Here is a 22,053-nt window from a genome sequence, read left to right as displayed (position 1 = left end):
GATGACGGAGACACAGGCGAAGTCGGGGAACAAGGGGACCTCGGCCAACCCGGTCGACGAGGAGGCCGCACAGGGCGGTACACCAGCGACCGGCCGCGCGGCCGTGGGCCGGGCCACCGTCCCCGCCGACGCGCCTGCCCCGAAGTTCACCCGGGCCCCCGGCATGGCCCCGCCGCCGGAGAAGCCCGGCGAGGACTCGCGGTCCTCCGACCAGGCCGAGACGAAGGTCGACGCCCCGACGTCGGCCGACGGCCTGGCCGCCCCGGCCGCGGCGAAGCCCGCCACGACACCGCAGCCGGCCACGCCCGCGGCGGCCGCCCGGCCGTCCACCGGCACCACCGGCACCCAGCCGCGCGTCGGCGCCGGCCTGGGCACCGCGCCCAAGCCGTCGCCCGACGGCGCCCGTCCCGCCGCCACAGGCCGCCCCGCAAACGGGGGCGGCCTGCCGCCGGGCATCAGCGGTGCGGCCGCCGTCGGGGCCGCCCGCGTGGGTGAGGCGGTACGCGCCGCGCGTACCTCGGTCAGCTCGGCCGCGTCGCGCGGGCCGCGCCGGGCGCGGCTGAACCTCAAGCGGATCGACCCGTGGTCCGTGATGAAGTTCGCGTTCGCGGTCTCCGTGGTGCTCTTCATCGTGGTGGTCGTCGCCACCTCGGTGCTCTACCTGGCCCTCGACGCCATGGGCGTGTTCAAGAGCGTCAACGACAGCCTGACCGACCTGGTGAACGCCGGCGGCGGCCAGGGCGGCGGCGGCTTCCGGATCACCGCCAAGGGCGTGATCCTCAGCTCCGCGCTGATCGGCCTGGTGAACGTCGTGCTCTTCACCGCGCTGGCCACGCTGGGCGCGTTCGTCTACAACGTCTGCGCCGACCTCGTCGGCGGGATCGAGCTGACGCTCGCCGAGCGGGACTGACCCGACGACGCCGGGGCGCCGCGTAAAGCGGTCGCCCCGGCGTCGCGTGTCCGGGTAGTTTCATGGTGACGCGGGTGAGCGCGCCGCCACGGCCCCCCGATTTGGGAGCCACGGCGGCGATGGGTTAACCTTGCTCGTCGCTACGCGGGGCTATAGCTCAGTCGGTTAGAGCGCAGAGCTGATAACTCTGAGGTCGCTGGTTCGATTCCAGCTAGCCCCACCGCACATCGTCCGACGATAGTCGAGCGCGAGGGGTCAAGCCCATGTTCAAGAAGCTCCTGATCCTGGCCGGCGTCGTCGGCGTGGCCGCCGTCGTGGCCAAGAAGATCAAGGCCTCGAACGACGAGCGCGCTCTCTGGCACGAGGCGACCACCGCGCCCGACCTGCGCTGACCGCGCCCTCGGGGCCCTAGCTCAACTGGCAGAGCACTGCCTTTGCAAGGCAGGGGTTAGGGGTTCAAGTCCCCTGGGCTCCACCATCTTTTCCGTCGGCATGGGGCGTCACACCTCGAGAGCCCAGCACACGAACCGCCTCTTCGACGTGAACCCGGCCTTCTCGTAGATCCTGAACGCCCCGGTGGGGTTCGCCGAGTCCACGTGCACGCTCGCGCGGCCGTAGTCCTGGTCGGCGGCGGCCCGTAGCGCGTGTCCGATCAGTGCGCTGGCGACGCCCCGTTTCCGGTAGTCCCGCAGAGTTCCGATGAACATGAAGTGCGCGTTGCGGACGCCGGTGGCAGCCGTGTCGGCCTCCCAGTACTTGGTCACCAGCATGCCCGCCGGAGCTCCGCTCGTCATGTCCCGGAGCAGGAAGCTGACCTCCGGCTTGAACGTATGGTTGGTGATCTTGCTCGCCCAGGAGTTCGCGGGGAGCGGTGCCATACCCCAGTGATCTTCGAACGCCTCATTCCGGATCATCCGGAATGCCTCGTCGTTCTTCTTCGACCACGGTTCGATCCGCATCCCGGCCGGGATGGCCGTTTCGGGGATCGCATGCCCGAGCGGGTGCTCCAGGTGCTGGTAGTAGCGGGCCGGCGCGAAGCCCTGGGAGCGGAAGAGTTCCGCCACGCCGGCGATGTGCTCGCCTCTCCGGGCGTCGATCACCAGCTTCAGCGTCGGGTGATGCAGCGCGTGCAGCTCCTTCGCCGCCGCCACCCCGGCTTTCAGCAGGACGGTGCCGATGCCTTGGCGCCGGTAGTCCGGGTGGACCCCGCCGTCCATGAAGATCCGGTGGACCTCTTCCGCGCCCGGCTTGTAGTTGGTCTTCATGTAGCCGACCATCACGTCGCCGTCGAAGGCGGCGAGGCTCCCGCGCTCCAGCTCCGCGTAGGGGTCGATCAGCTCCTGGAGGGTGTCCTCCTCGTCGTATTTCTCGCCTATCTTGTCAACAGTCTCCATGGCGTTGAGGAGGTCGGCCCCCGCTCTCGCGTCCTCACTGGTGAGCGGCCGCCATGTGAGGGAGCTGGATTTCTCATACATGCGGACGACCGTAATTCCTACGTACGCGGGCTGTCGTCCTGGTTTCCGGCGCCCACGGGTGCCGGCTCGGCCGTTCCCTGATCGAGGAGGGCGACGACCGCCGCCGTGATCGTCTCGACGGCCGGAGCTCCCCCGGCCGAGGTGTCGATCTCGACGACGGCGTCGACGCCCTCCGGCGGTTCGAAGATCGACCGCTTCATCTCACCTCGCCGGAACAGGGCAAGGAGTTGCTGGTCCACGGCCCTGCCCTCGGCCGCCCGGGCACCGAGTCGCCGGCCGACAGCCTCCTCCGCGGCGACGACATGGACGGCCAGGACCCGGGCGCGACACGCCCGCAGCACGCCGAGCGTCTCCTGGGACAACACCGAGGACTCCACGACGAAGCTCACGCCGGCGGCCGCGAACAGCCGGGCCGCGTCGACCATCACGGCCTCGGCCCGGAGGCTGACGGGACCACCGGCAACGTGGAAGTCCCGGTCGAACCGGACCTGCCCATCCCCGGCGACGGAGGCGGTGGACAGCCCGAGGCCCGTCTTGATCTCGTCGCGGGTGAGGAACGGAATTCCGAGGTGGCCGGCCGTCGCAGCGGCGACAGTGGTCTTGCCGGCTCCCGGACACCCGCAGACCGCAACGACCACCGGCCGTCCCCGCACCAACATCCGCCGATCCTGGCAGACCCGCGATCCGCGGGGTCAGAGGGGCGCCGACCGAAACCGCCTTGCTCTGGCGGACGGCGGCCTGCGACGCTCCGATCGTGATCGACAGGCCCGGTGTGGACGAGCGGTTGCTGGCGGCCGAGGTGGCCGCCGCCTGGGCCGTGGACGTCACCGATCTCGTGTTCCTGCCGGTCGGGCTCGACGGGCACGCCTGGGCGTACCGGGTGGACACGTCGGACGGCGGGCGCTACTTCCTGAAGCTGCGCCGCGGCGAGTTCACCCCGGCGGCCGTCCTGCTGCCCGGCTTTCTCCGCGCGCAGGGCGTCCGGCACGTCGTGGCCCCGATCGACCTGCCGGACGGCGGAGCCGGTCGCGCGTTCGGGGCCTACCGGCTGCTGCTCTACCCGTTCCACGACGGCGGCAGCCTGTGGGGTCGCGGCCTCACCGACCGCCAGTGGATCGAGTACGGCGAGTTCCTGGGCCGGCTGCACGCCGTCAGACCCAGCGCCGACATCGCGGCGGTCCTGCCGGTCGAGACCTACCGGTCGAGCGCGGGTGAGCGGCTACGGTTGCTCGGTGAGCAGGCCGCGGCGAGCGGAACGCTCGGCGCCTTCTGGGTCCGCTACGGTGCGGCGCTGCACCGGTTGTCGGAGACGGTGGACGACCTCGCCGCCCGCGTGCCGCACGGTCGACACGTCATCTGCCACGCCGACATCCACCCTGGCAACCTGATCGCCGACGGCGACGGTCCCCTGCACGTCGTGGACTGGGACGGGCCGATCCTCGCGCCGCGCGAGCGGGACCTGATGTTCGTCCACAGTCAGGACTTCGGCGACCACCCCGTCAACACGCGCCGGGCCGAACTCTTCCGCCGGGGCTACGGGCCGGTGGAACCGGACCCGACCCTGCTGAGTTACTACCGCAGCGAACGCCACCTCGACGACGCCGCGGTCTTCCTCAGCAGCATCCTCAACTCCGACGCCAGTCCGGAATCTCACGCCAACGACCTGCACTGGCTGACCCGCATCGCCGAGACCGTCGCCCGCCCGGACTACGTGGCCTGAACCGGCCCGCCGCTAGGCTGAGCCGATGATCGAGGACCGGAAGCGGCCGTCCCGACTCAGCGGCTTCCGGGTCTGCCTCATCGGCGGCGCCTTCTTCCTGGCGCTGCTGGCGATCCTCCGGCCGATCACCCGCTTCGAGGACTGCCCGAACTACGGCGGGAACGGCAACGCGAGCGCGTTCGCGAACCCGGCCTGGGACTTCTATCTGACGTTGCTGCTGTTCGGCTGGGTGTTCCTGGTCGTGTGCGAGCAGACGCTGTCGGTCACCCGGCGCGGACGTGGTGGCGCCGATGTCGCGCTGCGGGCGGCCGGCGCGATCACGGTGGCGACGGTCGCCTCGTGCGGCCTCTTCGCCAACGTGGTGGTGCTGTGCCACTGACCGGTCAGCCCAGCCGGTCGAGGAACTCCCGCGAGCGTCGCAGCACCAGGGCCGTCGCGTCCGCGTCGTGGGACGGCAGCGAGCCGTCGGTGAACAGGTGCGCCTCGCCGGGGTAGACGAACAGCTCGCCGAGTTCGGGCCCAACGATCGCGACCAGCTCGCGGGCGGAGTCGACGTCGCCCTCCAGCGCGAAGAAGGGGTCCTTGTCCATGCCGTGGATCTGCACGGGGACGCCGTCCGGCCACGGGCCGACGGCCCACTCGCCGGTGACCGGCAGGCAGGACTCGTAGAGCAGGGCGCCGCGGGCGCCGGGCCGGGTCTGGGCGAGCCGCTGCGCGGTGGCGGCCCCGAAGGAGATGCCGGCGTAGACGAGGTCCTTCGGCAGGGCGGCCACGACCCGGTCGGCGCGCTCGTCGAGCACCGCGCCGCCGATGCGCTTCGTCAGGGCGGCGCCCTCCTCGAGGGTCGCCGGCCGCTCGCCGTCGAACAGGTCGGGGGTGTGCACGGTGTGCCCGCCGGCGCGGAGGCCGTCCGCGAAGGCGCGGACGCCGTCGGTGAGCCCCTGGATGTGGTGGAAGAGAACGATCTCGGCCATCTCTAGACTCCTGTCATCGAACCAGAGTGATCGAATGATCCAGAATTCTAGAACGGTCGAGAAATGTCGGTCAATCAGCAGATCCCGGACTACGACCTCGACGAGATGCTCGTGGTCACCGCGCCCGAGCAGCTGCGCGCCCTGGCCGACCCGCTGCGCAGCACCCTGCTGGAGCTGCTGCTGGAGCGGGCCGCCACCGTCAACGAGCTGGCCCGGGCGGTCGACCGTCCGAAGAGCAGCGTGGCCTACCACGTGAACCTGCTGGTCGACGCCGGCCTGCTCCGGGTGGTGCGCACGCGACGGGTCCGCGCGATCGAGGAGCGCTTCTACGGCCGGGTCGCCCGTACCTTCTACGTCGGCGTGCTCAACCGGCCCGAGGACAAGCAGGTCGCGGCAGGCATCAACGGTCTCGCCGAGGCGGCCGCCGAGGCCGCCGCGGCCCATGCCGCCGACGAGCTGCGGTGCACCCTGGTCCACGCGCGCATCCCGATCGAGGAGGTGCGGACGTTCTGGGCGGAGGTCCAGGCGCTCGCCCGCCGCTTCGCCCAGATCCCCCGGTCCGGCGACCAGGTGTACGGCTTCGCCGCGGGCCTGTACCCCACCGACGCGCCCACCCTGCCGGACACCGAGCCGGACCCGGCCGACCGGCCCGACGGCCAGTAGCCGTGGGCCGCGTCGTACAGCACGTCGGCGACGAGCTGCCAGGACGGCTGGGCCGGTCCGGGTCGCCCGGACCGGCGCTGGAGGCGTACCCGGTCGCGGAGCTGGGTGGCACACGCCGCCAGGAACTGGTCGAGTTCCGGCGGAGCACCACCCACCGTTTCTACCTGCCGGCGTCGGTGAGCACCTCGCGCAGCGCGTGGGAGGTCTGCCGGACGATCCCCGGATTGGTGTCCCAGTAGTAGGGCAGGGCGATCACCGCCTGGAGCAGCGCCCACCCCCGGCCGCGCAGCCAGGAGGCGTCGTCCACGGCCAACTCGGCGCGGAACCGGGCGCGGCTGGCGCCGGAGAAGAGGTTCCATGCCGGTTGCAGGTCGCAGGCAGGATCGCCGACGTTGAGCCCGCCGAAGTCGATGACGGCGGCGAGCCGGCCGTCGACCACCAGCAGGTTGCCGGGCAGCAGATCGCCGTGCAGCCACCTGCCCGGCCCGTCCCAGGCCGGCGCGTCCAGCGACTCCCGCCAGGCGCGCAGCACCGCGGCGCCGTCGACCCGGTCGCCGAGCCGGCGCACCGCGTCGCGGACCCCCTCGTCCAGTTCCGCGAGGTCCGCACCCCGGGCCCGGGGCGGCCGGGGGTACGCGCCGGCGGTGTCGATCCGCCGCAGCGCGGCGACGAAGGCGGCCAGGTCGACCGCCGCCGCGTCCCGGTCGTACCGGGCGGTGCTGGCGCTCTCGCCCGGCAGCCACTCGTAGACCGACCAGTCGAAGGGATAGCCCTCGGCGGGGCGGCCCACGGCCAGCGGCACGGGCAGGGCGAGCGGCAGGTGCGGGGCGAGCCGGGGCAACCACTCGGCCTCGCGCGCGGCCTGCTTCGTGGCCCAGCCGACCCGGGGCATCCGCACCGCGAGGTCGTCGCCGAGCCGGTAGACGTCGTGGTCCGTCCCGTGCGAGGGAACGAGACGGAGCGGCCGGTCCGCCCACTGCGGGAACTGCCCGGCCAGCAGCCGGCGGACCAGGTCGACGTCGGTCAGCACCTCGTCGGCGTGCATCTTCATCCGGGTCACGGCGACCATCCTGGTTCGGCCCGGCGCGGGTCGCAAACGAGTTCAGTCCGCGCGGCGGCGCCAGGTCAGCGTCATGCCGAGGATCACGAGGCCGGCCGGCAGGGCCGCCACCAGCAGCCCTCGCCAGAGCGCCAGCCGCAGGCGCAGGGCGAGCCGGCGGTCCGGTTCGCGGGTGACCGCGTACTGCTGGCCGGGGGCGTCGGGGTCGAGCCGGCAGGTGAGGTGGTAGCCGCCCGCGGCCGGGGCGGCGAAGGTGGACGTCCAGGTCCAGACCGTGTCGTCGGTGGCCACCTCGGTCCACTCGACCACGTGCCCGGGGTCGGTCGCCGGGACCGGCCGCCCGTTGGGGCCGGTCACCCGGCAGCGGTCGGCGTCCGGGGCGCTGGTCGGCCGGGTGGCCCAGACGGCGTACCGGCCGGGGTGGAGGTCGACGGTGAGGTCGTCGTAGCGCTGGCCGGCGAGCCGGACGGGGAGGGGCGTGGGCTCCGCGGCCGGCGAGATGGCCCGCTGGACGGCCGGCGCGGCGGTCAGCAGGCCGAGGCCGCCGACCAGCACGAGGACGCCGGCCACCGCCAGCGCCACCCGCCTGCCCATGGGGGCAGGGTAGTGCCGGGCCGGCCGTCCCGGCAGGCTAGCGTCGGTGCGTGAGCACCGGATCCCCGCGCGTCCTGCCGGCCGAGAGCGGCATCGCCGAGGCCGCCGCCGTCCTGCGGGCCGGCGGGCTGGTCGCCTTCCCCACGGAGACGGTCTACGGGCTGGGCGCGAACGCGCTGGACGCCCGGGCGGCGGCCCGGATCTTCGAAGCGAAGGCCCGCCCCAGCTTCGACCCGCTGATCAGCCACCTGGCCGACGCCGCCGACCTGCCCGGTCTGGTCGGCGCGGTGCCGCCCGCAGTGGCCGCGCTCGTGGAGCGCTTCTGGCCGGGCCCGCTCACCCTCATCGTGGACCGCCCGGCGGCGATCCCACCGATCGTCACGTCGGGCCTGGACACCATGGCCGTGCGGGTGCCCGACGAGCCGTCGGCGCGGGCGTTGATCGCCGCCGCCGGGGTGCCGGTGGCCGCGCCCAGCGCCAACCGGTTCGGGCAGCTCAGTCCCACCCGCGCCGAGCACGTGGTGGCCGGGCTGGGCGCCGCCGTGGACGTGGTGCTCGACGGCGGACCCACCCGCTGCGGGATCGAGTCGACCATCGTGGACGCCCGGGGCGAGCGGCCGGTGGTGCTCCGGCTCGGCGCGCTGCCGGTGGAGGCGCTGATCGAGGCGGCCGGACCGGTCGAGGTACGCCAGGGCAGCTCGGGTCAGCCCGTGGCGCCCGGAACGCTGGCCGCACACTACGCCCCGCGTACCCCGTTGCGGTTGGGCCCGGCGGCCGAGGGGGACGGCGGCCGGCGCGGGTTCCTGGCCTTCCGGGAGCCGCCGGCGCGGGGTGACTGGGCGGCGGTGGAGGTGTTGTCGCCCGAGGGTGACCTCACCGTGGCGGCGGCGCGGCTGTTCGACGCCCTGCACCGGCTCGACGCCACCGGGGTCACCGAGATCGTGGCCGAGCCGGTGCCTGAGGTCGGTGTGGGCCGGGCGATCAACGACCGGCTGCGGCGGGCCGCCGCCACCTGGCACTGAGCCGTCAGAGGGCCAGCACGCCGACCACCTGGTCACCGCTCGTCTCGCCGGTGAGCCGGAAGCCGAGGCGGTGGTAGAAGCGTTCCGGGCCGTGCGGGCCGGGGGCCCACGTGACGAACAACCGGTCCGTGCCCCGGCGGCGCAACTCGTCGGCGACCGCCGCCACGGCGAACCGCCCGTAGCCCCGGCCCTGCTGGTCGGCGGTGATGTTCAGCCGCCACAGGCCGGAGCGGACGTCGGCCGGGTCGTCCGGACGCCACTGGACGTCGAGGAACGCCATCAGGAAGCCCACCGGCCCGCCGTCGTCGACGATGAGCCGGGGCCAGGCGACCGCCGGCTGGGCGTACGCCTCGGCGAGCGACCGGGCGACGGGGGCGACCAGCCCCTCCTGGTCGGGACGGATGGCGATCGCGCAGGCGGCCAGGACGTTGTCCGGCGTGATCTGCTCCAGGCGAGGTGACGGCACGGCGGCACCCTAGCCACTGCGCCGGTGCCCACTCGACTGCATTACGCCATCTGTTGAGCCACATCAAGGTTGACGTAGCGGGGTTCGCCGCTGGCGAGCCGGCGCATCCGCTCGGCGTAGGCGCCGGTCTCCGGGCGGCCGCTGTGCGCCATGGCCTGCTCGTAGCTGTCGAACTCGGCGACCATCACGAAGTGGCCCGGCCGGTCCCGGTCCTCGGCGAGCGTCACCCGGGCGGGCCCGGGAGACGGGTGCTCGCGCGTCCACTCCTCGCTGAGTCGGCGTACTTCGTCGGGTCGGTCGGTCTCGTACTCGATGACCTGCACGAAGGGCATCTCCCTCACCTCCACGGGCGGTGTTCCCACCGGTCCGCCGTCCATGTCGTCCGCATGGCTCCAGCCGGCGGGGGTAGGAGGTACGGGTAACAACCCCCCGAAAGTGAGGTGTCATGCCAATGCCGACCGCACGCGAGATCATGACCAGCGACGTGAGCTGTGTCCGGGAGCAGGACGACCTCCGGACCGCCGCCCGACGGATGGCCGAGCTCGGGGTGGGCTCGCTGCCGATCTGCGGCGACGACGACCGCCTCAAGGGCATGGTGACCGACCGCGACATCGTGGTGAAGGTGCTGGCCACGGGGAAGGACCCGGCCGACGTGACCGCCGGTGAGCTGGCCCAGGGCGAGGCCGTGACCATCGGCGCGGACGACGACGCTGCCGAGATCCTGCGAACCATGGGCGAGCACAAGGTACGCCGGCTGCCGGTGATCGACGGGCAGAAGCTCGTCGGCATCGTGGCCGTCGCCGACGTGGCCCGCTCGCTGCCGGAACGCCCGGTGGGCGACCTCATCGAGGCGATCTCCGAGCGCGCCTGACCACGACCCGCACACCGCTCGCCGCCCCTCCGGCCCACCGGAACGGGCGGCGAGCCGCGTCAGGGGGTCAGCGGCACCGTCTCGCCCCGCTGGATGGTGCGGACCTGCTGGACGAACCCCCGCCGCCGGGCCTCCTCGACGAAGTGCCGCAGCGGCGAGCGGAACACCGGGTAGTCGTCGTAGTGGATCGGCACGGTGAGCCGGGGCCGGATCAGCTCCACCACGTCGGCGCCCTGCCGCGCGTCCATGGTGAGCAGGATGCCGGCGACCCGGGTGCCACCGAGGTGGATCAGCATGGCGTCGATGTCCGGGAACCGTTCGGGGATCTGCCCGAGTTGGGGGCGGCGCAGCGTGTCCCCGGTGACGTAGAGCCGGAACCGCCGCTCGCCGGTGCTCTCCAGGTCGACCAGGGTGCCCATGACGTCGGGCAGCAGCCGGTCCAGCACGCCGGGCCCGTGCTGGCCGGGCAGCGCGGTCAGCCGCAGCGTCTCGTCACCGCGGCGCAGCTCGTACGAGCGCCAGGTGGGCAGCCCTTCCGCCGCCCGGAACCCCCAGCGGCGCAGCTTCCGTTCCGCCTGCGGTGTGGTGACGATCGGCAGGGCGCGGTCCAGCCCGCGCCGGGCCACCCGGTCGAAGTGGTCGCCGTGCAGGTGGGACAGGACCACGGCGTCCAGCGTGGGCAGTTCGGGGATGGTCAGCGCCGGGTCGGTGCTCCGCTTCGACCACAGCCCCCGGCCCAGGTAGGCCCGCTGGCCGCGGTGCAGGAAGTTCGGGTCGGTGAGCAGGGTGAATCCGCCGATCCGCAACAGGGTCGTCGCCGTACCGACGAAGGTCACCTCAGGCGTCATGCTCCTCGCCGTACCCCTGATCGGCCGCGCCATGCGGGCGGGTGCCGGGTTGGGGCAGGCGGTCGACCAGGCGGGTCAGCGCCCCGTTGGCGAAGGTGGCGCCGAGCGCGGACCCGGCGGCGATGCTCCAGCCCACCGGGCCGAGCGGGGTGCAGCCGAAGAACTGGCTGACCCCGGGCGTCTGCACGACGCCGATCAGGACGCCGACCGAGGCGACGGTGGAGGCCAGCACGGCGGGGCTGGTGCCGCCGGCCAGCACGGTCTGGCCGAGCTGGGTGCCGACCAGCGAGGCGAGCGCGACCGTGGCGGCCCGGCGTTCCCGGCCGGTCCAGCGGGCGAGCGTCCAGCCGGCGGTCGCGCCCAGCGTGGTGGCCGCGGCCCGGAGCGCGATCTCGCGGGTCAGCGTCTCGCCGAGCGAGGTGTCCGGTCCCTCCCGCAGCAGATGGTCGGCGCCGTCGGCGGCGGGCGGCCGGACCGCGATGGCCAGCGCCGGCACCAGGTCGGTGAGCAGGTTGACGAGGAGCAGTTGCCGGCCGGTGAGCGCCGACCGGCCGGTGCCCGCGGCGGTCAGCACACTGAACGCGATCTCGCCGAGGTTGCCGCCGACCAGGATGCTCAGCGCGTGGCGGACCGACGACCACATGGCCCGTCCCTCCACGAGGGTGGCGATGATCGTCTCCAGCCGGTCGTCGGTGACCACCAGGTCGGCGGCGGCGCGGGCCGCCGGGGTGCCCCGCTGGCCGAGGGCGATGCCCACGTCGGCGAGGCGGATCGCCGGAGCGTCGTTGGCGCCGTCACCGGTCATGGCCACCGTCCGGCCTCGGTGCTGCAACGCCTGGATGATCCGTACCTTGTGGGCGGGGGTGCAGCGGGCCACCACGTCGGTGGCCATGAGCCGCTCCGCGAGGGCCTCGTCGTCGAGCCGGTCCAGCTCGGTGGCGGTGACCACCCGCTGCTCCCCGTGGTCGGGGCTGATGGTGTCGGCGATCGCCTCGGCGGTGGCCGGATGGTCCCCCGTGATCATGACGGTGTGCACCCCGGCCTGCCGGATCCGTTGCACGGCGGGCGCGGCGCTCTCCCGGACCCCGTCGGCGAGGGCGAGGAAACCGACGAAGACCAGCCCGGTGACCTGCTCGTCGGTCACCGCCTCGGCCCCCACGGCGCACTCGGCCACGGCCAGGATGCGGTGCCCGGCACCGGCCCGCTCGGCGAGCATCGCGTGCAGCGCGTCCCGGCCGGCCGGGTCCAGCGGCGTGTCGCCCCCGTCGGTCCGGCGGGCGGCGCAGCGCGGCAGCACCGACTCGGGCGCGCCCTTCACGCTGAGCAGCAGCCCGTCGGCGGTGCGGCCGACGGTGGCGTGGTAGCCCCGCGACGGCTCGAACGGCAGCCCACCCACCACGGTCCAGTCCGGCGCGCCGGTCTGCTCCACCACGCCGGCGGTGCCCGCGCCGCGGCGTACCGCGCGGTCGGTCTGCTGGGGCAGTTCGTCCGGGTCGGCGGCCGCGGGGGTGGCCCGCAGCGCCGCGGCCAGCGTCATCCGGAGCGGCGGGTCCAGGTGGTCCGGCGGGGCGTACCGGTCGTCCCCGCCGCCCACCCCGGCCAGCAGCAGCTTGCCCTCGGTGAGGGTGCCGGTCTTGTCGAAGCAGAGCACGTCGACCCGGCCCAGCGCCTCGATGGTCCGCGGGTTGCGCACCAGCGCGCCGTGCTCGGCCAGCCGCCGCGCCGCCGCCAGCTGCGCGGCGCTGACCAGGAACGGCAGCCCCTCGGGCACCGAGGCAACGGCCAGGTTCGCGGCGGTCGCCGCCGTCTCCACCAGGGGTACGCCCCGGAGCAGCCCCGCCCCGGCCACCGCGACGGCCGAGCCGGCGGCCAGCGGCACTGCCGCGCTGGTCAACTTCCCGAGCCGGCTCTCCACCCCGCTGGCCGGGGGCGCCTGCCGGGCCAGGGCGAGGCTCCGCCCCGCCTCGGTCTCCTCGCCGGTGGCCACCACCACGGCGGTGCCGTGGCCGGCCGCGACCGTGGTGCCCTCGTAGAGCATCGAGTGCCGGTCGGCGACCGCGGCGGCCACCACCGGCTCAGCGCTCTTGCCGACCGGCAGCGACTCACCGGTCAGGGACGACTCGTCGGTCTCCAGCCCGTCGCTGGTCAGCACCCGGCAGTCGGCCGGGATGGCGTCACCGGACTCCACGACGACCACGTCCCCGGCGACCAGCTCCTCGGCGGCCACCACCCGTTCGGCGCCGTCGCGCAGCACCCGGGCCGTCACCGCCGAGCGGGACAGCAGCTCGGCCAGGGAACGTTCGGTGTTGCGCTGGTGCACCGCGCCGATCAGCGCCGAGCCGCCCACGACGCCGCCGACCAGGGCCGCGTCGACCAGCGAACCGAACGTGGCGGAGAGCACCGCCCCGGCGGCGAGCACCGGGGTGAGCGGGTTCGACAGCTCGTCCACGAAGGCGCGGAGCAGCCCGGCCGGCCCGTGGCCGTCCCCGGTCGCCGCCCGCCGGCGGCGGGCCGCCTCCGCGTCGGTCAACCCCTCGGCGTGGGTGCCGAGCTGGTCGAGGACGGTCTCCACCGGCATGAGGTGCCAGGCGGTGAGCGCGGGCACCGGCGTGCGGGTCCGGTCCGGCAGCCGCTGGGCCCGCCAGACGCCGTGGGCGAAGGCGAGGGCGGCGGCGCCGTTCACCGCGGCGAGGGTCCGGCCGGGCAGCCGCTCGCGGTCGGCGGTGAACGCGCCCAGCGCCCCCAGGCCGGTGCCGGCCATCGCGATCCGGATGTTCTGCCCGGTCATCCGCCGGGCCACCCCGGTCGCGTCGATGAGCAGGGCGGGGATCCGCAGGTCGTCGCCGACCAGGAGGTGCGCGCCCCAGGGCGGCAGGTCCTCCGGGGCGGCGACGCCAAGCCCGCAGTCGGCGGCGCCCAGCGCGGCCCGGTCGCCGGAGACCACCATCACCACGGCGCCCTCGCGTTGCAGGTCGCGGACCGAGTCGGCGAGCTGGTCGCGGCCCGGCACGAGGGCGTCGGCGAAGTCGAACCGGCCGTCGTCGTCCCCGGCGATCACCAGCCGCAGGCCGGCGTGCCGGGCGGCGGTCGCCAGGGCGTCCACCCCCGGTACGGGCTCCGGCTCGACCCGCAGCACGGCGGCGAGCCGGCCGTCCTCGGCGAGCCCCAGCAGCGGGCCGCCGTCCGCGCGCAGCCGCGCGCTGTCCGGGGTGTCGCCGGGGTCGTCGGCGTTCAGCCGGTCCAGCGGGCCGATCCGCCACCCGTCGGCGTTCCGGACGGCCTGCGGGGCGGCCGGGTCGAACAGGGCGAACGCCCGCCCGGCCACCTGACCGGTGTCCGCGCCGGGCAGCGGCGCCAGGTCGGCCAGCACGCCCCGGTCGGAGCCCAGCACCGCGGCGTCCAGCAGCACCGTGTCGATCCGGTCCAGCTCGCGGAGCACGCTGCGGTCCATGGCGATCACGCCGCGCCGCGCGAGCATCCGGCCGAGCTGCGCGGCGTACCCCTCCCGGCCGCTGCCCGGGGCCTTCGGCAGTGACGACAGGGCCAGCGCGGCGGCCCGCTTGCCGCCGGCCACCGGCAGCGCCGCCGCCCCGGCCGCCGCTCCCGCCGCGAGCGACCGGCTCACGTAGCGCTCGGCCGGGCCGTCCGGGACCGGGCAGGGTCGCTCGCCGTCCGGCACCCGGGCGACCGCGCGGTCCGGCTCGCCGGTCAGCCTCGGCTCGGCCTTCGCCCACGCGGCGAGCTGGGCCCGCGCCTCGCCCCACTGCACGATCCGCTGCGCGCCGTCGAGGACGATGCCGGCCCAGCCGCCGGTGAGCCCCTGGACCACCGCCTCGGCGAGCGGGAAGAGCAGGTCGGCGCGCGGATCGGCGCGCAGGCCCCGGCCGGCGAACGCGTGCAGCTTCGGGTGCAGGTCGACCGCGCCGAGGAAACCGGCCACCTCACCGGGGACCGGGGCGAACGGCATGATCCGGGTGGCCGCCGAGATGGTCAGGCCGAGCGCGTCCGAGACGAGCGCGCCCATGGTGCGGGGTGTGCGCGGCCCCTCCTCGGGCGGATGCGGCGGCGGGATCTCCGGGTCCGGCTCGTGCGGGCACACCCGCTCCGTCCGCGCCACGGTGGCGATGAGGTCACGCAGCCTCGGTTTCGGCTCCTCGACCGCCACGACCACCCGGCCCGACGGCGCGTTGACCCGGGCCCACGCCACCCCGGGCAGGGCCTCCAGGGCCGCCTCGACCTGCCGGGCCAGCCGGTCCCCGCCGTCCTGGCAGACGCCGTGCACCTCGATGTGGTGCCGGCCGTCCCGCGACCACACCCGGCGCCGGGTCAGCCCCGCGAAGCGGGCCAGCCGGACCGCCGCCCCGCCCACGCTTCCCGCCGCGTCGGCGACGCTGTCCGGCACGGCGTTCCGGGCCGTCTCCGGCAGGGCGGATCCGACGGTACGAGCGGTGTCCGGCACGGCGGTGGCGACCGTACGCGCCACCCGGGCCACCACGTCGGGCACGGTGGCCGGCGACAGCAGGAGGCCGGCGACGCGGCCCAGCGAGGTCATCGAGGCGTACGGCCGGGCTGCCGGCCCCGCTCCCCGGTGCTCCCGCGTTCGTAGCCGTCCGCCATCTCGCCTCCCATGCCTGGTCCCGGCGGCCCGACTTCCCGGCGTAGCGTCCGTTATGCCCCTCCGGCGGGGGAAGTTTCCGCACTGCCCGGGGCATGGACGGGAAGGCCGGTGGAATGCCGCCCGGAGATCGGTGTCGTCGTCGGAACCGGGGAGGCGCGGATGAGCACGCTGACACGAAACCTCAGCGGGTCGCGAGAAATGATCAACACGTACTGCCGGCGCGTGGAGATCCCGATCCTGGGCGAGGTGGCCGTGCCACCGCCCGACAAGCTGACCTACTACGCGGGGCTGGGCGTGCTCGCCGCGCTCCAGGTCATCGAGTGGCCGCTGGCCCTCGTCATCACCGCCGGGCACCTCCTGGCCGACCAGCACTACTCGGGACTGGTCAAGGGCATCGGCGAGGCGCTGGAGTCCGCGTAACGAGACGGGGCTCACGGTTGACCTCAATCCCGGTTGAGGAACGAGGCTTGAGCCCATGTCGACCGTCACCGCCGCACCGGCGGCCCCGCCCGCACACCTCTGGTCGCCGCGGCTGCGGGCGATGACCGTGGGCAGCGTCGCCCTGGTGTCGCTGCTCGCCTTCGAGGCGCTCGCCGTGGGCACCGCCATGCCCACGGTGGCCCGCACCCTGGACGGGCTCGGCCTCTACGCGCTCGCCTTCGGCGGCCCGTTCGCCTCGGGCGTGGTGGCCATGGTCGCCTCCGGCATCTGGTGCGACGCCCGGGGCCCGCGCCCGGCCATGTGGCACGGCGTGGCCTGGTTCGTGGCGGGCCTCGTGGTGGCGGGCGCCGCGCCCACCATGGAGGTACTTGTCGTCGGGCGGGTCGTGCAGGGTTTCGGCTCGGGGCTGCTGTCCGTCGCGCTCTACGTGATCGTCGGTCAGGCGTACCCGGAGGAGCTGCGGCGGCGGATCTTCGCTGCGTTCGCCGCGGCCTGGGTCGTCCCCTCGCTGGTCGGTCCGGCGGTGGCGGGGCTGATCGTCGAGCACGTGGGCTGGCGTTGGGTGTTCCTCGCGGTGCCGGCGGTGGCGGTGCCGGCCGTCCTGCTGGTCCAGCCGGGGCTGCGGGCCCTGGGCGCGGCCGTGCCGGCCCGGCCGCCGGCCGGTGCGCTGGCCCGGATCGGCTGGGCCTGCGGGGCGGGGGCGAGCGCCGCACTGCTGCACTACGGGGGGCAGCAGCGCGGCGTGCTCGCCGCCGGGCTGATCGGCGTGGCACTGGCCGGGCTGCTGGCCTGCGTACCCCGGTTGCTGCCGGCCGGGTTCCTGCGGGCGGCGCGAGGGCTGCCGACCGTGATAGGTCTGCGGGGTCTGGCCTCCGCGGCGTTCGCCGGGGCCGAGGTGGTGATCCCGCTGATGCTGTCCCGGGAGCGGGGCTTCTCGCCGACCGCGGCCGGGCTGGTGCTGACCGTCGGGGCGCTCTCCTGGTCGGTGGGTTCCTGGATCCAGGGCCGGATCGCCGCGCCACGGTCCGCCGCCACCCTGCCCCGGGTCGGGCTGGCCTGCATCGCCGTCGGCACGGCCGGCGTCGCCCTGGCCCTCCTGCCGGCCGTTCCGGTGGCACTCGCCGTGCTGGCCTGGGCGGTCGCCGGCCTCGGCATGGGGCTGCTCTACCCGTCCCTGTCGGTGCTCACCCTGGCGCTGTCCGCCCCCGCCGAGCAGGGCCGGAACAGCTCGGCGCTGCAACTGGGCGACTCGCTCTCCGCCGCCACGGTGCTGGCGCTGACCGGGGCCGTGCTGGCCGCCGGCTCGGCGCCGGGCCCGGCGAGCTACGCGACCACGCTGGCCGTGGCCGCCGGCTGCGGGCTGCTCGGCGTGCTGCTCGCCGGCCGGGTGGTGCTCGCCGACCGGTGATCCCGGCCAAAGCGGCCCGGGCCGGCTGACCGGCCGGGAGGATGGGCGGGCCATGAACTTCCTGACCATCCTGCCGCTGGCCCTGGTGATGGTGGCCGGGACGCAGGTGGTCGCGGCGGTGCTCCTCGCCTCCGCCGACCGCCCCCGGGCCGCCTCGCTCGGCTACCTGACCGGGGCGGGAGCCGTGGTCGTCGCCGGGGTGACGCTGAGCTGGCTGCTCACCAGACTGCTCCGGGGCCCGGAGGCGAGAGCGGAGACCGACGTCGTCCGGTTCGAACGGACCGCGAGCCGGATCGACTGGGTGGTGCTGGCGCTGCTGGTCGTCCTCGCGGTGATCGTCTACCTGCGCCGGCACCGGACCGGCCTGCCCCGCTGGATGGGCCGGCTCCGGCGGGCCGAGCCGGGGTACGCCCTGCGGCTCGGGGCGGTGCTCGTCGCCACCGCGCCGACCGACGACCTCACCATGGCGGCCGTGGGCGCCAGCGTCGCCCGGCACAACCTGGCGTGGTGGCACCTGCTGCCGTTCGTCCTGCTGACTGTCGGGCTGCTCGCCGTGCCACTGCTCATCCTGCTGCTGGCCCGCGGGCGGGCCGCGACGGCGCTGCCCCGGCTCCGAGCCTGGACCGACCGGCACGGCTGGGTGGTCAGCGAGGTGGTGATCGCGTTCTTCGCGCTGGTGACCGTGCTCGACCTGGTGGAGTCGACCCGCCGAGGGTGAACTGCCGCACAGCCGGTCACCTCGCCGACACGTACGGGGGAACCGGCCGGAGATGAAACCTCTTGCGGTTCCGGGGCGCCCTACCGTGGCCGCATGCTGGTCTTCCTCACCACCGTGATTCTTTACGTCTTCGGCTTCGTCTTCCTCTACGGCGTGATCCGGCTCGGGGTCCGGCACGGCATCGAGGACGTGGAGACCCACCGCGTCCAGGCCCGGCGGGCCGAGGAGCTGGCGGCCCACCAGGACCGCACGTTCGCCCGCGAGAACGCCTTCCTCACCGGCAGCTGACCCTCGGGGCGTCCAGGATTCGGGCCGCGCGGCACGTCGGTCAGCGGAGCCGTCCGCCGGGTGCGAGGATCGCATCCGTGATGGGGACGCTGAAGACCGAGCCCGCCCGTACCCGACTGGACCTGCTGGCGCCGCCGGTGGCCGCCGCGATCGAGCGGTGGCCGGACGAGGCTCCGGTGGACGTGGACGAGGTGCTGGTCGCCGCGATCGACGCCGAGCTGGCCGACACGGCCGCGTTCTGCGCGGCGTACGAGGTGGGGTTGGAGGAGTCGGCCAACTGCGTGGTGGTCGCCGGCAAGCGGGGCGGCGAGACCCGGTACGCGGCCTGCATCGTGCTCGCCACCACCCGGGCCGACGTGAACGGCGTGGTCCGCCGGCTGCTCGACGCCCGCAAGGCGAGCTTCGCCCCGATGGACGACGCCGTCGAGCTGACCGGGATGGAGTACGGCGGGATCACCCCGATCGGGCTCCCCGCGGGCTGGCCCATCCTGGTCGACTCGCGGGTGATCGCCACGCCGCACGTGATCATCGGCTCGGGCGTCCGGCACAGCAAGATCGCGTTGCCCGGGCCGGCGCTCGGCGCACTGCCCGGGGCAACCGTGGTGGAGGACCTGGCCCGCCCGGCCTAGTCCGTCAGTCTCATCTCGAGACCCGGGTCGGCCCGCCAACCATGGCCGCCCGGGGCTTGTTCGTATGGGTGCCGCCGGTCGGTTGGGCCCTCGAACTGCGCCCAGCCCGACCCGGCTGAGCCGCGCGGCGGTGGTCGTGCAACCTTTTCGCCTCACGGCCGGTACTACCTCGTGACCGGCAGCGCGGGAGGGCGGGCACGTGATCACACCGGAGGGCTTCGACGACTTCGTCGTGACCCGCTCACCACGGCTGCTGCGTACCGCGTTCCTGCTCACCCGGGATTGGGCGTTGGCCGAGGACCTGCTGCAGACGGCGCTGGCCCGGGCCTGGGAGGCGTGGCGGCGCATCGACGGTGACCCCGAGCCGTACGTGCGCCGGATCATCGTCAACGCGTACGCCTCGTCGTGGCGGCGGAGATGGTGGGGCGAGCTGCCGACAGCCGATCTTCCCGAGGCGACCGCCGAGGCTGATCCGCACGCCGGCCTCGACGACCGGGACCGCCTCTGGCGGGCGCTGGGCCGACTGCCCCGCCGGCAGCGCGCCGTGCTCGTGTTGCGGTATTTCGAGGACCTCTCGGAGGCCGAGATCTCCGAGGTCCTGGGCTGCTCGGTCGGCACGGTCAAGAGCCAGGCCAGCCGGGCGGTGGCCAAGCTCCGCCTCGACGAGACGCTGGCGCCGGAAGGGGTGCTGGGATGAACCTGACCGACCTCAAGGAGGTACTCGACGAGCGTTCCGGCGATCCGGCCGACCAGCTCGTGCACCACCTGCGGCTGCGGGGCGTACAGGCCAAGGTGGTGGCGCGGCGGCGGCGCCGGATCGTGGCTTGGGCCACCTGCGCTGTGGTCGCCCTGGTCGGCATCGCCGTGGCCGCCGTCATGCCCGGGCTCCGCACGAACGTCACCCCCACTCCGGCGGACAGTCCGTCGCCGGTCCGCACGGTCGAAGGGTTTCCGGAGTACGCCAGGGGCACGCGTGTCGTGGCTGCGAAGTCCGCCGCGTTTCCGGCGCGCCGCATCGAACTGACCATCGTGCCCACCACGCTCGATCTCGTCATCTTCACCCGCTGCGACGGCACCGGAGACAACGTCAAGCCCGATGAGCGGGTGAGCGTCAACGGCCACTTCCTCTACGGCCTCGGGTGTGGCGGTGCCAGCCGGCAGATGAGCTGGGAGGGGCGCGACATGGCGGTCGGCAAGCCCGCCACGTTCGTCATGACGATCACCGGGGCGAAGCGGTACGACGGGACGGACATGGTCCCGGCGGCGATCCCGGACGGCGGCACTTTCGGGCTCGCCATCGGTGTGCGGATCCCGTTCGACCAGTACCCGCTGCCACCCCGGCCGTCAGGACCACTCGCCCCGCTGCCCCGAACGCTCATGGCCGGCTGCACCGAGGCGCTCTGCCCGGACGCCGTCATCATCCGATCGGATCCGTCCGACCCGAAACGTCCGGCTAAGCGGACCGTGACCTGGAAGACGCCCGACTCCGTCGAGATGCTCGCCCAGACCCCGGGGCTCCTCCACGTTCGCGTCAACGGCGTGGAGATCACGACCGGCGAGTGGTGGGATTACGAGGTGAACACCGTCGGCAGGTTCGGTGATCTGAGCAGCGGGTGGAAGCGTGAGTTCGGCCTCGACCTGCGTCCCGGGGACCCGGTGACCATCGAGGTCGAGCCCGAATACGTCACCGGGGCCTGGCAGGTCGTCTTATCGCCGGCCTGAGCGTTGGGGCGGGACCTTTCGTCAGACCCGATCTTGTTCCACGTGAAACATCACGCGGATGCTTCGCGCTGTGCCACCTCGTGGAGGGCGGCCAGCATGGTCTCCGGCTCCTGTGCGCCGGTCACGGCGTACTTCCCGGCGAGCACGAAGGTCGGCACGCTGGAGACGCCGAGCTGGTGCGCGGCGCTCAGGTCGGCGGCCACCTCCCGGCGGCCGAGGTTCGACTCCAGATACTCGCGGGCCTCGGTCTCGTCCAGCCCGACCTCGGCGGCCAGCTTGACCAGCGCGTCGGTGGACCCGACGTCGACGCCGTCCTGGAAGTGCGCCCGGTAGAGCCGCTCGACCAGCTCGGCGGCCCGGCCCCGCTCGGTGGCGAACCGGACCAGCCGGTGCGCTTCGAAGGTGTTCGCGGCCACCGCGCGGTCGAAGTTCATGTCGATCCCGGCGCCCTTGGCGACCTGGGTGACGTGGGCGGCCATGCCCTCGGCCTTGTCCCGGCCGCCGAACTTGTCGCCCAGCGCCTCGATGAGCGGCTTCGGCTCGGTCACCGGCGTCGGGTCGAGCTGGAACGGCCGGAACCGGACGGTCACCTCGCCGTCGTACCGCTCCAGGGCCTGCTCCAGGCGGCGCTTGCCGATCCAGCACCAGGGGCAGACGACGTCGGCGTAGATCTCGATCTCCATGACCAGCGACAACCCGTCGATCAGGAGATCTGTTCCCGGACCTGGCGCTTCAGCCGGGCCAGGATGGCGGTGCCACCGCGGATCCGCAGCGGGCTGATCGCCTGGGCGAGGCCCATCCGCTGGTAGAGGTCGTCCGGAACGGCCAGCACGTCCTCGGCGCTCGCCCCGGCCAGCCCTTCGGCGAGGATGCCGGCGAACGCCCGGGTGGTCGGCGCCTCGGGCGGGCAGTCGAAGATGGTGGTCACCGTCTTGTCCGGGTTGACCTCGGCGCGCAGGAAGAAGGCGGTCTGGCACTCCGGGACCTGCTCCAGGTCCTCCCGGTCCACGCCCTCGGGCAGCGGCGGGATCACGTCGGAGAACTCCAGCAGCATCTCCAGCACCACGTCGCGGGGGGCGGCGGCGAACTCGTCGACGATCTCGGCCAGCTTGCTCGGCATCTCGGACATGACCGCCAGGCTACCGCCGGTGACCCGGCGCCCTCCGGGGTCGGCCGGTAGGGCACCGGGTCGGGCGGATCACGCGTTCGGGGCCGCCTCGCTGATGTCGCTCAGCGCGGAGTTCGGGTCGAGCTGCATGGCCAGGTCGCCGAGGGAGACGATGCCGACCAGCTTGCGGTCGTTGTCGCAGACCAGCACCCGCCGGATGTTGCGTTCGCGCATCAGCGCGGCCGCCTCGTTCGCCGTGCAGTGCTGCTCGATCATCACCACCTCGCGGGTGACGATCGCCCCGATCGTGGTGGTCGAGGGGTCGGCCCGCTCGGCCACGGCGCGCACCACGATGTCACGGTCGGTCAGCATGCCGGCGAGGGTGGCGCCGTCGGTGACCACCACATCGCCGATGTCCGACTCCTTCATCACCCTGGCCGCCTCGTCCAGGGGAGTCTCCGCGGGCAGGTAGACCACCTGCTTGGTCATCACGTCACTGACCCGGTACATGAGAGCCT

The 22,053-nt window shown here is 74.0% G+C and carries 26 protein-coding genes and 2 tRNA genes; 16 read left to right on the top strand and 12 right to left on the bottom strand.

What is annotated here, in order from left to right:
* Position 1 precedes the first annotated feature (1 nt).
* The 4 genes from GA0070214_RS18390 to GA0070214_RS18380 all read left to right on the top strand — a co-directional run bounded on the left by GA0070214_RS18390 (position 2) and on the right by GA0070214_RS18380 (position 1,388).
* The gene (locus GA0070214_RS18390; RefSeq protein WP_091264889.1) at positions 2-910 is read left to right on the top strand and encodes a DUF3566 domain-containing protein; all 909 of its coding nucleotides are present in this window, start codon (positions 2-4) and stop codon (positions 908-910) included.
* Positions 911-1,056: 146 nt separating this feature from the next.
* Positions 1,057-1,130 (top strand) — tRNA-Ile (locus GA0070214_RS18385).
* A 43-nt stretch (positions 1,131-1,173) separates the two neighbouring features.
* Positions 1,174-1,302: a DLW-39 family protein gene (locus GA0070214_RS32505; protein ID WP_208818042.1), complete on the top strand. Its 129-nt coding sequence runs from the start codon at positions 1,174-1,176 to the stop codon at positions 1,300-1,302.
* A 10-nt stretch (positions 1,303-1,312) separates the two neighbouring features.
* Positions 1,313-1,388: transfer RNA gene (locus GA0070214_RS18380), tRNA-Ala, on the top strand.
* Between the two features lie 22 nt (positions 1,389-1,410).
* Here GA0070214_RS18380 and GA0070214_RS18375 read toward each other — a convergent pair.
* Both GA0070214_RS18375 and GA0070214_RS18370 read right to left on the bottom strand, forming a co-directional pair.
* Positions 1,411-2,385, bottom strand: a complete 975-nt coding sequence (locus tag GA0070214_RS18375; RefSeq protein ID WP_091264885.1) for a GNAT family N-acetyltransferase — start codon at positions 2,383-2,385, stop codon at positions 1,411-1,413.
* A gap of 17 nt (positions 2,386-2,402) precedes the next feature.
* Complete coding sequence (locus tag GA0070214_RS18370; RefSeq protein ID WP_091264881.1) at positions 2,403-3,044, bottom strand: P-loop nucleotide/nucleoside kinase family protein; 642 nt, start codon at positions 3,042-3,044, stop codon at positions 2,403-2,405.
* A gap of 95 nt (positions 3,045-3,139) precedes the next feature.
* Between GA0070214_RS18370 and GA0070214_RS18365 the strand changes: the two genes are divergently transcribed.
* Positions 3,140-4,105, top strand: a complete 966-nt coding sequence (locus tag GA0070214_RS18365) for a phosphotransferase enzyme family protein (protein ID WP_091265565.1) — start codon at positions 3,140-3,142, stop codon at positions 4,103-4,105.
* A gap of 25 nt (positions 4,106-4,130) precedes the next feature.
* A complete protein-coding gene (locus tag GA0070214_RS18360) occupies positions 4,131-4,484 on the top strand; it encodes a hypothetical protein (protein WP_091264878.1) in 354 nt (117 codons plus the stop codon).
* A 4-nt stretch (positions 4,485-4,488) separates the two neighbouring features.
* Here GA0070214_RS18360 and GA0070214_RS18355 read toward each other — a convergent pair whose 3' ends face one another.
* The gene (locus tag GA0070214_RS18355) at positions 4,489-5,079 is read right to left on the bottom strand and encodes a dienelactone hydrolase family protein (protein WP_091264874.1); all 591 of its coding nucleotides are present in this window, start codon (positions 5,077-5,079) and stop codon (positions 4,489-4,491) included.
* 63 nt (positions 5,080-5,142) lie between these two features.
* On the opposite strand from GA0070214_RS18355, the gene GA0070214_RS18350 reads away from it, so the two are divergent.
* On the top strand, positions 5,143-5,742 hold the full coding sequence (locus tag GA0070214_RS18350; protein ID WP_091264871.1) for a winged helix-turn-helix domain-containing protein: 600 nt from the start codon (positions 5,143-5,145) through the stop codon (positions 5,740-5,742).
* Positions 5,743-5,902: 160 nt separating this feature from the next.
* Here GA0070214_RS18350 and GA0070214_RS18345 read toward each other — a convergent pair whose 3' ends face one another.
* Positions 5,903-6,793 (bottom strand): aminoglycoside phosphotransferase family protein, encoded by an 891-nt coding sequence (locus tag GA0070214_RS18345; RefSeq protein WP_244167765.1) that lies wholly within the window; start codon positions 6,791-6,793, stop codon positions 5,903-5,905.
* A 51-nt stretch (positions 6,794-6,844) separates the two neighbouring features.
* Positions 6,845-7,396 (bottom strand): hypothetical protein, encoded by a 552-nt coding sequence (locus GA0070214_RS18340; RefSeq protein WP_091264867.1) that lies wholly within the window; start codon positions 7,394-7,396, stop codon positions 6,845-6,847.
* A 74-nt stretch (positions 7,397-7,470) separates the two neighbouring features.
* Here GA0070214_RS18340 and GA0070214_RS18335 point away from each other — a divergent pair, with 74 nt between their 5' ends.
* Complete coding sequence (locus tag GA0070214_RS18335) at positions 7,471-8,418, top strand: L-threonylcarbamoyladenylate synthase (RefSeq protein ID WP_091265558.1); 948 nt, start codon at positions 7,471-7,473, stop codon at positions 8,416-8,418.
* Between the two features lie 4 nt (positions 8,419-8,422).
* Here GA0070214_RS18335 and GA0070214_RS18330 read toward each other — a convergent pair whose 3' ends face one another.
* Complete coding sequence (locus tag GA0070214_RS18330; RefSeq protein ID WP_091264864.1) at positions 8,423-8,884, bottom strand: GNAT family N-acetyltransferase; 462 nt, start codon at positions 8,882-8,884, stop codon at positions 8,423-8,425.
* Between the two features lie 41 nt (positions 8,885-8,925).
* On the bottom strand, positions 8,926-9,216 hold the full coding sequence (locus GA0070214_RS18325) for an antibiotic biosynthesis monooxygenase (protein ID WP_139141872.1): 291 nt from the start codon (positions 9,214-9,216) through the stop codon (positions 8,926-8,928).
* A gap of 119 nt (positions 9,217-9,335) precedes the next feature.
* Between GA0070214_RS18325 and GA0070214_RS18320 the strand changes: the two genes are divergently transcribed.
* Positions 9,336-9,755, top strand: coding sequence for a CBS domain-containing protein (locus GA0070214_RS18320; protein ID WP_091264855.1), 420 nt, complete (start codon positions 9,336-9,338; stop codon positions 9,753-9,755).
* Positions 9,756-9,814: 59 nt separating this feature from the next.
* Here GA0070214_RS18320 and GA0070214_RS18315 read toward each other — a convergent pair whose 3' ends face one another.
* Positions 9,815-10,603 carry an MBL fold metallo-hydrolase gene (locus GA0070214_RS18315; protein WP_091264851.1) on the bottom strand — a complete coding sequence of 263 codons (789 nt, stop codon included), beginning with the start codon at positions 10,601-10,603 and terminating at the stop codon, positions 9,815-9,817.
* A complete protein-coding gene (locus tag GA0070214_RS18310; RefSeq protein ID WP_091264846.1) occupies positions 10,593-15,155 on the bottom strand; it encodes a cation-translocating P-type ATPase in 4,563 nt (1,520 codons plus the stop codon). The genes GA0070214_RS18315 and GA0070214_RS18310 overlap by 11 nt, the downstream gene beginning before the upstream one ends.
* Before the next feature lie 225 nt (positions 15,156-15,380).
* Here GA0070214_RS18310 and GA0070214_RS18305 point away from each other — a divergent pair, with 225 nt between their 5' ends.
* From GA0070214_RS18305 to GA0070214_RS18275, 7 genes are all read left to right on the top strand, one after another.
* Positions 15,381-15,641 carry a hypothetical protein gene (locus tag GA0070214_RS18305; protein WP_091265555.1) on the top strand — a complete coding sequence of 87 codons (261 nt, stop codon included), beginning with the start codon at positions 15,381-15,383 and terminating at the stop codon, positions 15,639-15,641.
* 55 nt (positions 15,642-15,696) lie between these two features.
* Positions 15,697-17,070: an MFS transporter gene (locus GA0070214_RS18300; protein WP_091264842.1), complete on the top strand. Its 1,374-nt coding sequence runs from the start codon at positions 15,697-15,699 to the stop codon at positions 17,068-17,070.
* A 52-nt stretch (positions 17,071-17,122) separates the two neighbouring features.
* A complete protein-coding gene (locus GA0070214_RS18295) occupies positions 17,123-17,788 on the top strand; it encodes a GAP family protein (protein ID WP_091264839.1) in 666 nt (221 codons plus the stop codon).
* Between the two features lie 93 nt (positions 17,789-17,881).
* Positions 17,882-18,076, top strand: a complete 195-nt coding sequence (locus GA0070214_RS18290; protein ID WP_091264835.1) for a hypothetical protein — start codon at positions 17,882-17,884, stop codon at positions 18,074-18,076.
* An 80-nt stretch (positions 18,077-18,156) separates the two neighbouring features.
* Positions 18,157-18,705, top strand: coding sequence for a YbaK/EbsC family protein (locus GA0070214_RS18285; protein ID WP_091264830.1), 549 nt, complete (start codon positions 18,157-18,159; stop codon positions 18,703-18,705).
* A 199-nt stretch (positions 18,706-18,904) separates the two neighbouring features.
* Positions 18,905-19,402, top strand: coding sequence for a SigE family RNA polymerase sigma factor (locus GA0070214_RS18280; RefSeq protein WP_091264825.1), 498 nt, complete (start codon positions 18,905-18,907; stop codon positions 19,400-19,402).
* A complete protein-coding gene (locus GA0070214_RS18275) occupies positions 19,399-20,427 on the top strand; it encodes a hypothetical protein (protein ID WP_091264823.1) in 1,029 nt (342 codons plus the stop codon). Before GA0070214_RS18280 ends, GA0070214_RS18275 begins: the two co-directional genes overlap by 4 nt.
* A 50-nt stretch (positions 20,428-20,477) precedes the next feature.
* On the opposite strand, the gene GA0070214_RS18270 is transcribed toward GA0070214_RS18275, so the two are convergent.
* The 3 genes from GA0070214_RS18270 to GA0070214_RS18260 all read right to left on the bottom strand — a co-directional run bounded on the left by GA0070214_RS18270 (position 20,478) and on the right by GA0070214_RS18260 (position 22,045).
* On the bottom strand, positions 20,478-21,110 hold the full coding sequence (locus GA0070214_RS18270; RefSeq protein ID WP_091265552.1) for a DsbA family oxidoreductase: 633 nt from the start codon (positions 21,108-21,110) through the stop codon (positions 20,478-20,480).
* 20 nt (positions 21,111-21,130) lie between these two features.
* Positions 21,131-21,556, bottom strand: coding sequence for a SufE family protein (locus tag GA0070214_RS18265; protein ID WP_091264820.1), 426 nt, complete (start codon positions 21,554-21,556; stop codon positions 21,131-21,133).
* Between the two features lie 69 nt (positions 21,557-21,625).
* Entirely contained in the window at positions 21,626-22,045 is a 420-nt protein-coding gene (locus tag GA0070214_RS18260; protein WP_091264816.1) for a CBS domain-containing protein, read from the bottom strand.
* Positions 22,046-22,053: the final 8 nt, after the last annotated feature.

Origin of the sequence: Micromonospora chaiyaphumensis (assembly GCF_900091435.1) — a bacterium.
In the GTDB taxonomy this organism is placed as follows: domain Bacteria; phylum Actinomycetota; class Actinomycetes; order Mycobacteriales; family Micromonosporaceae; genus Micromonospora; species Micromonospora chaiyaphumensis.
The sequence above is the reverse complement of the archived record's forward strand: the minus strand, read 5'-3'. Positions and strand labels throughout refer to the sequence as shown.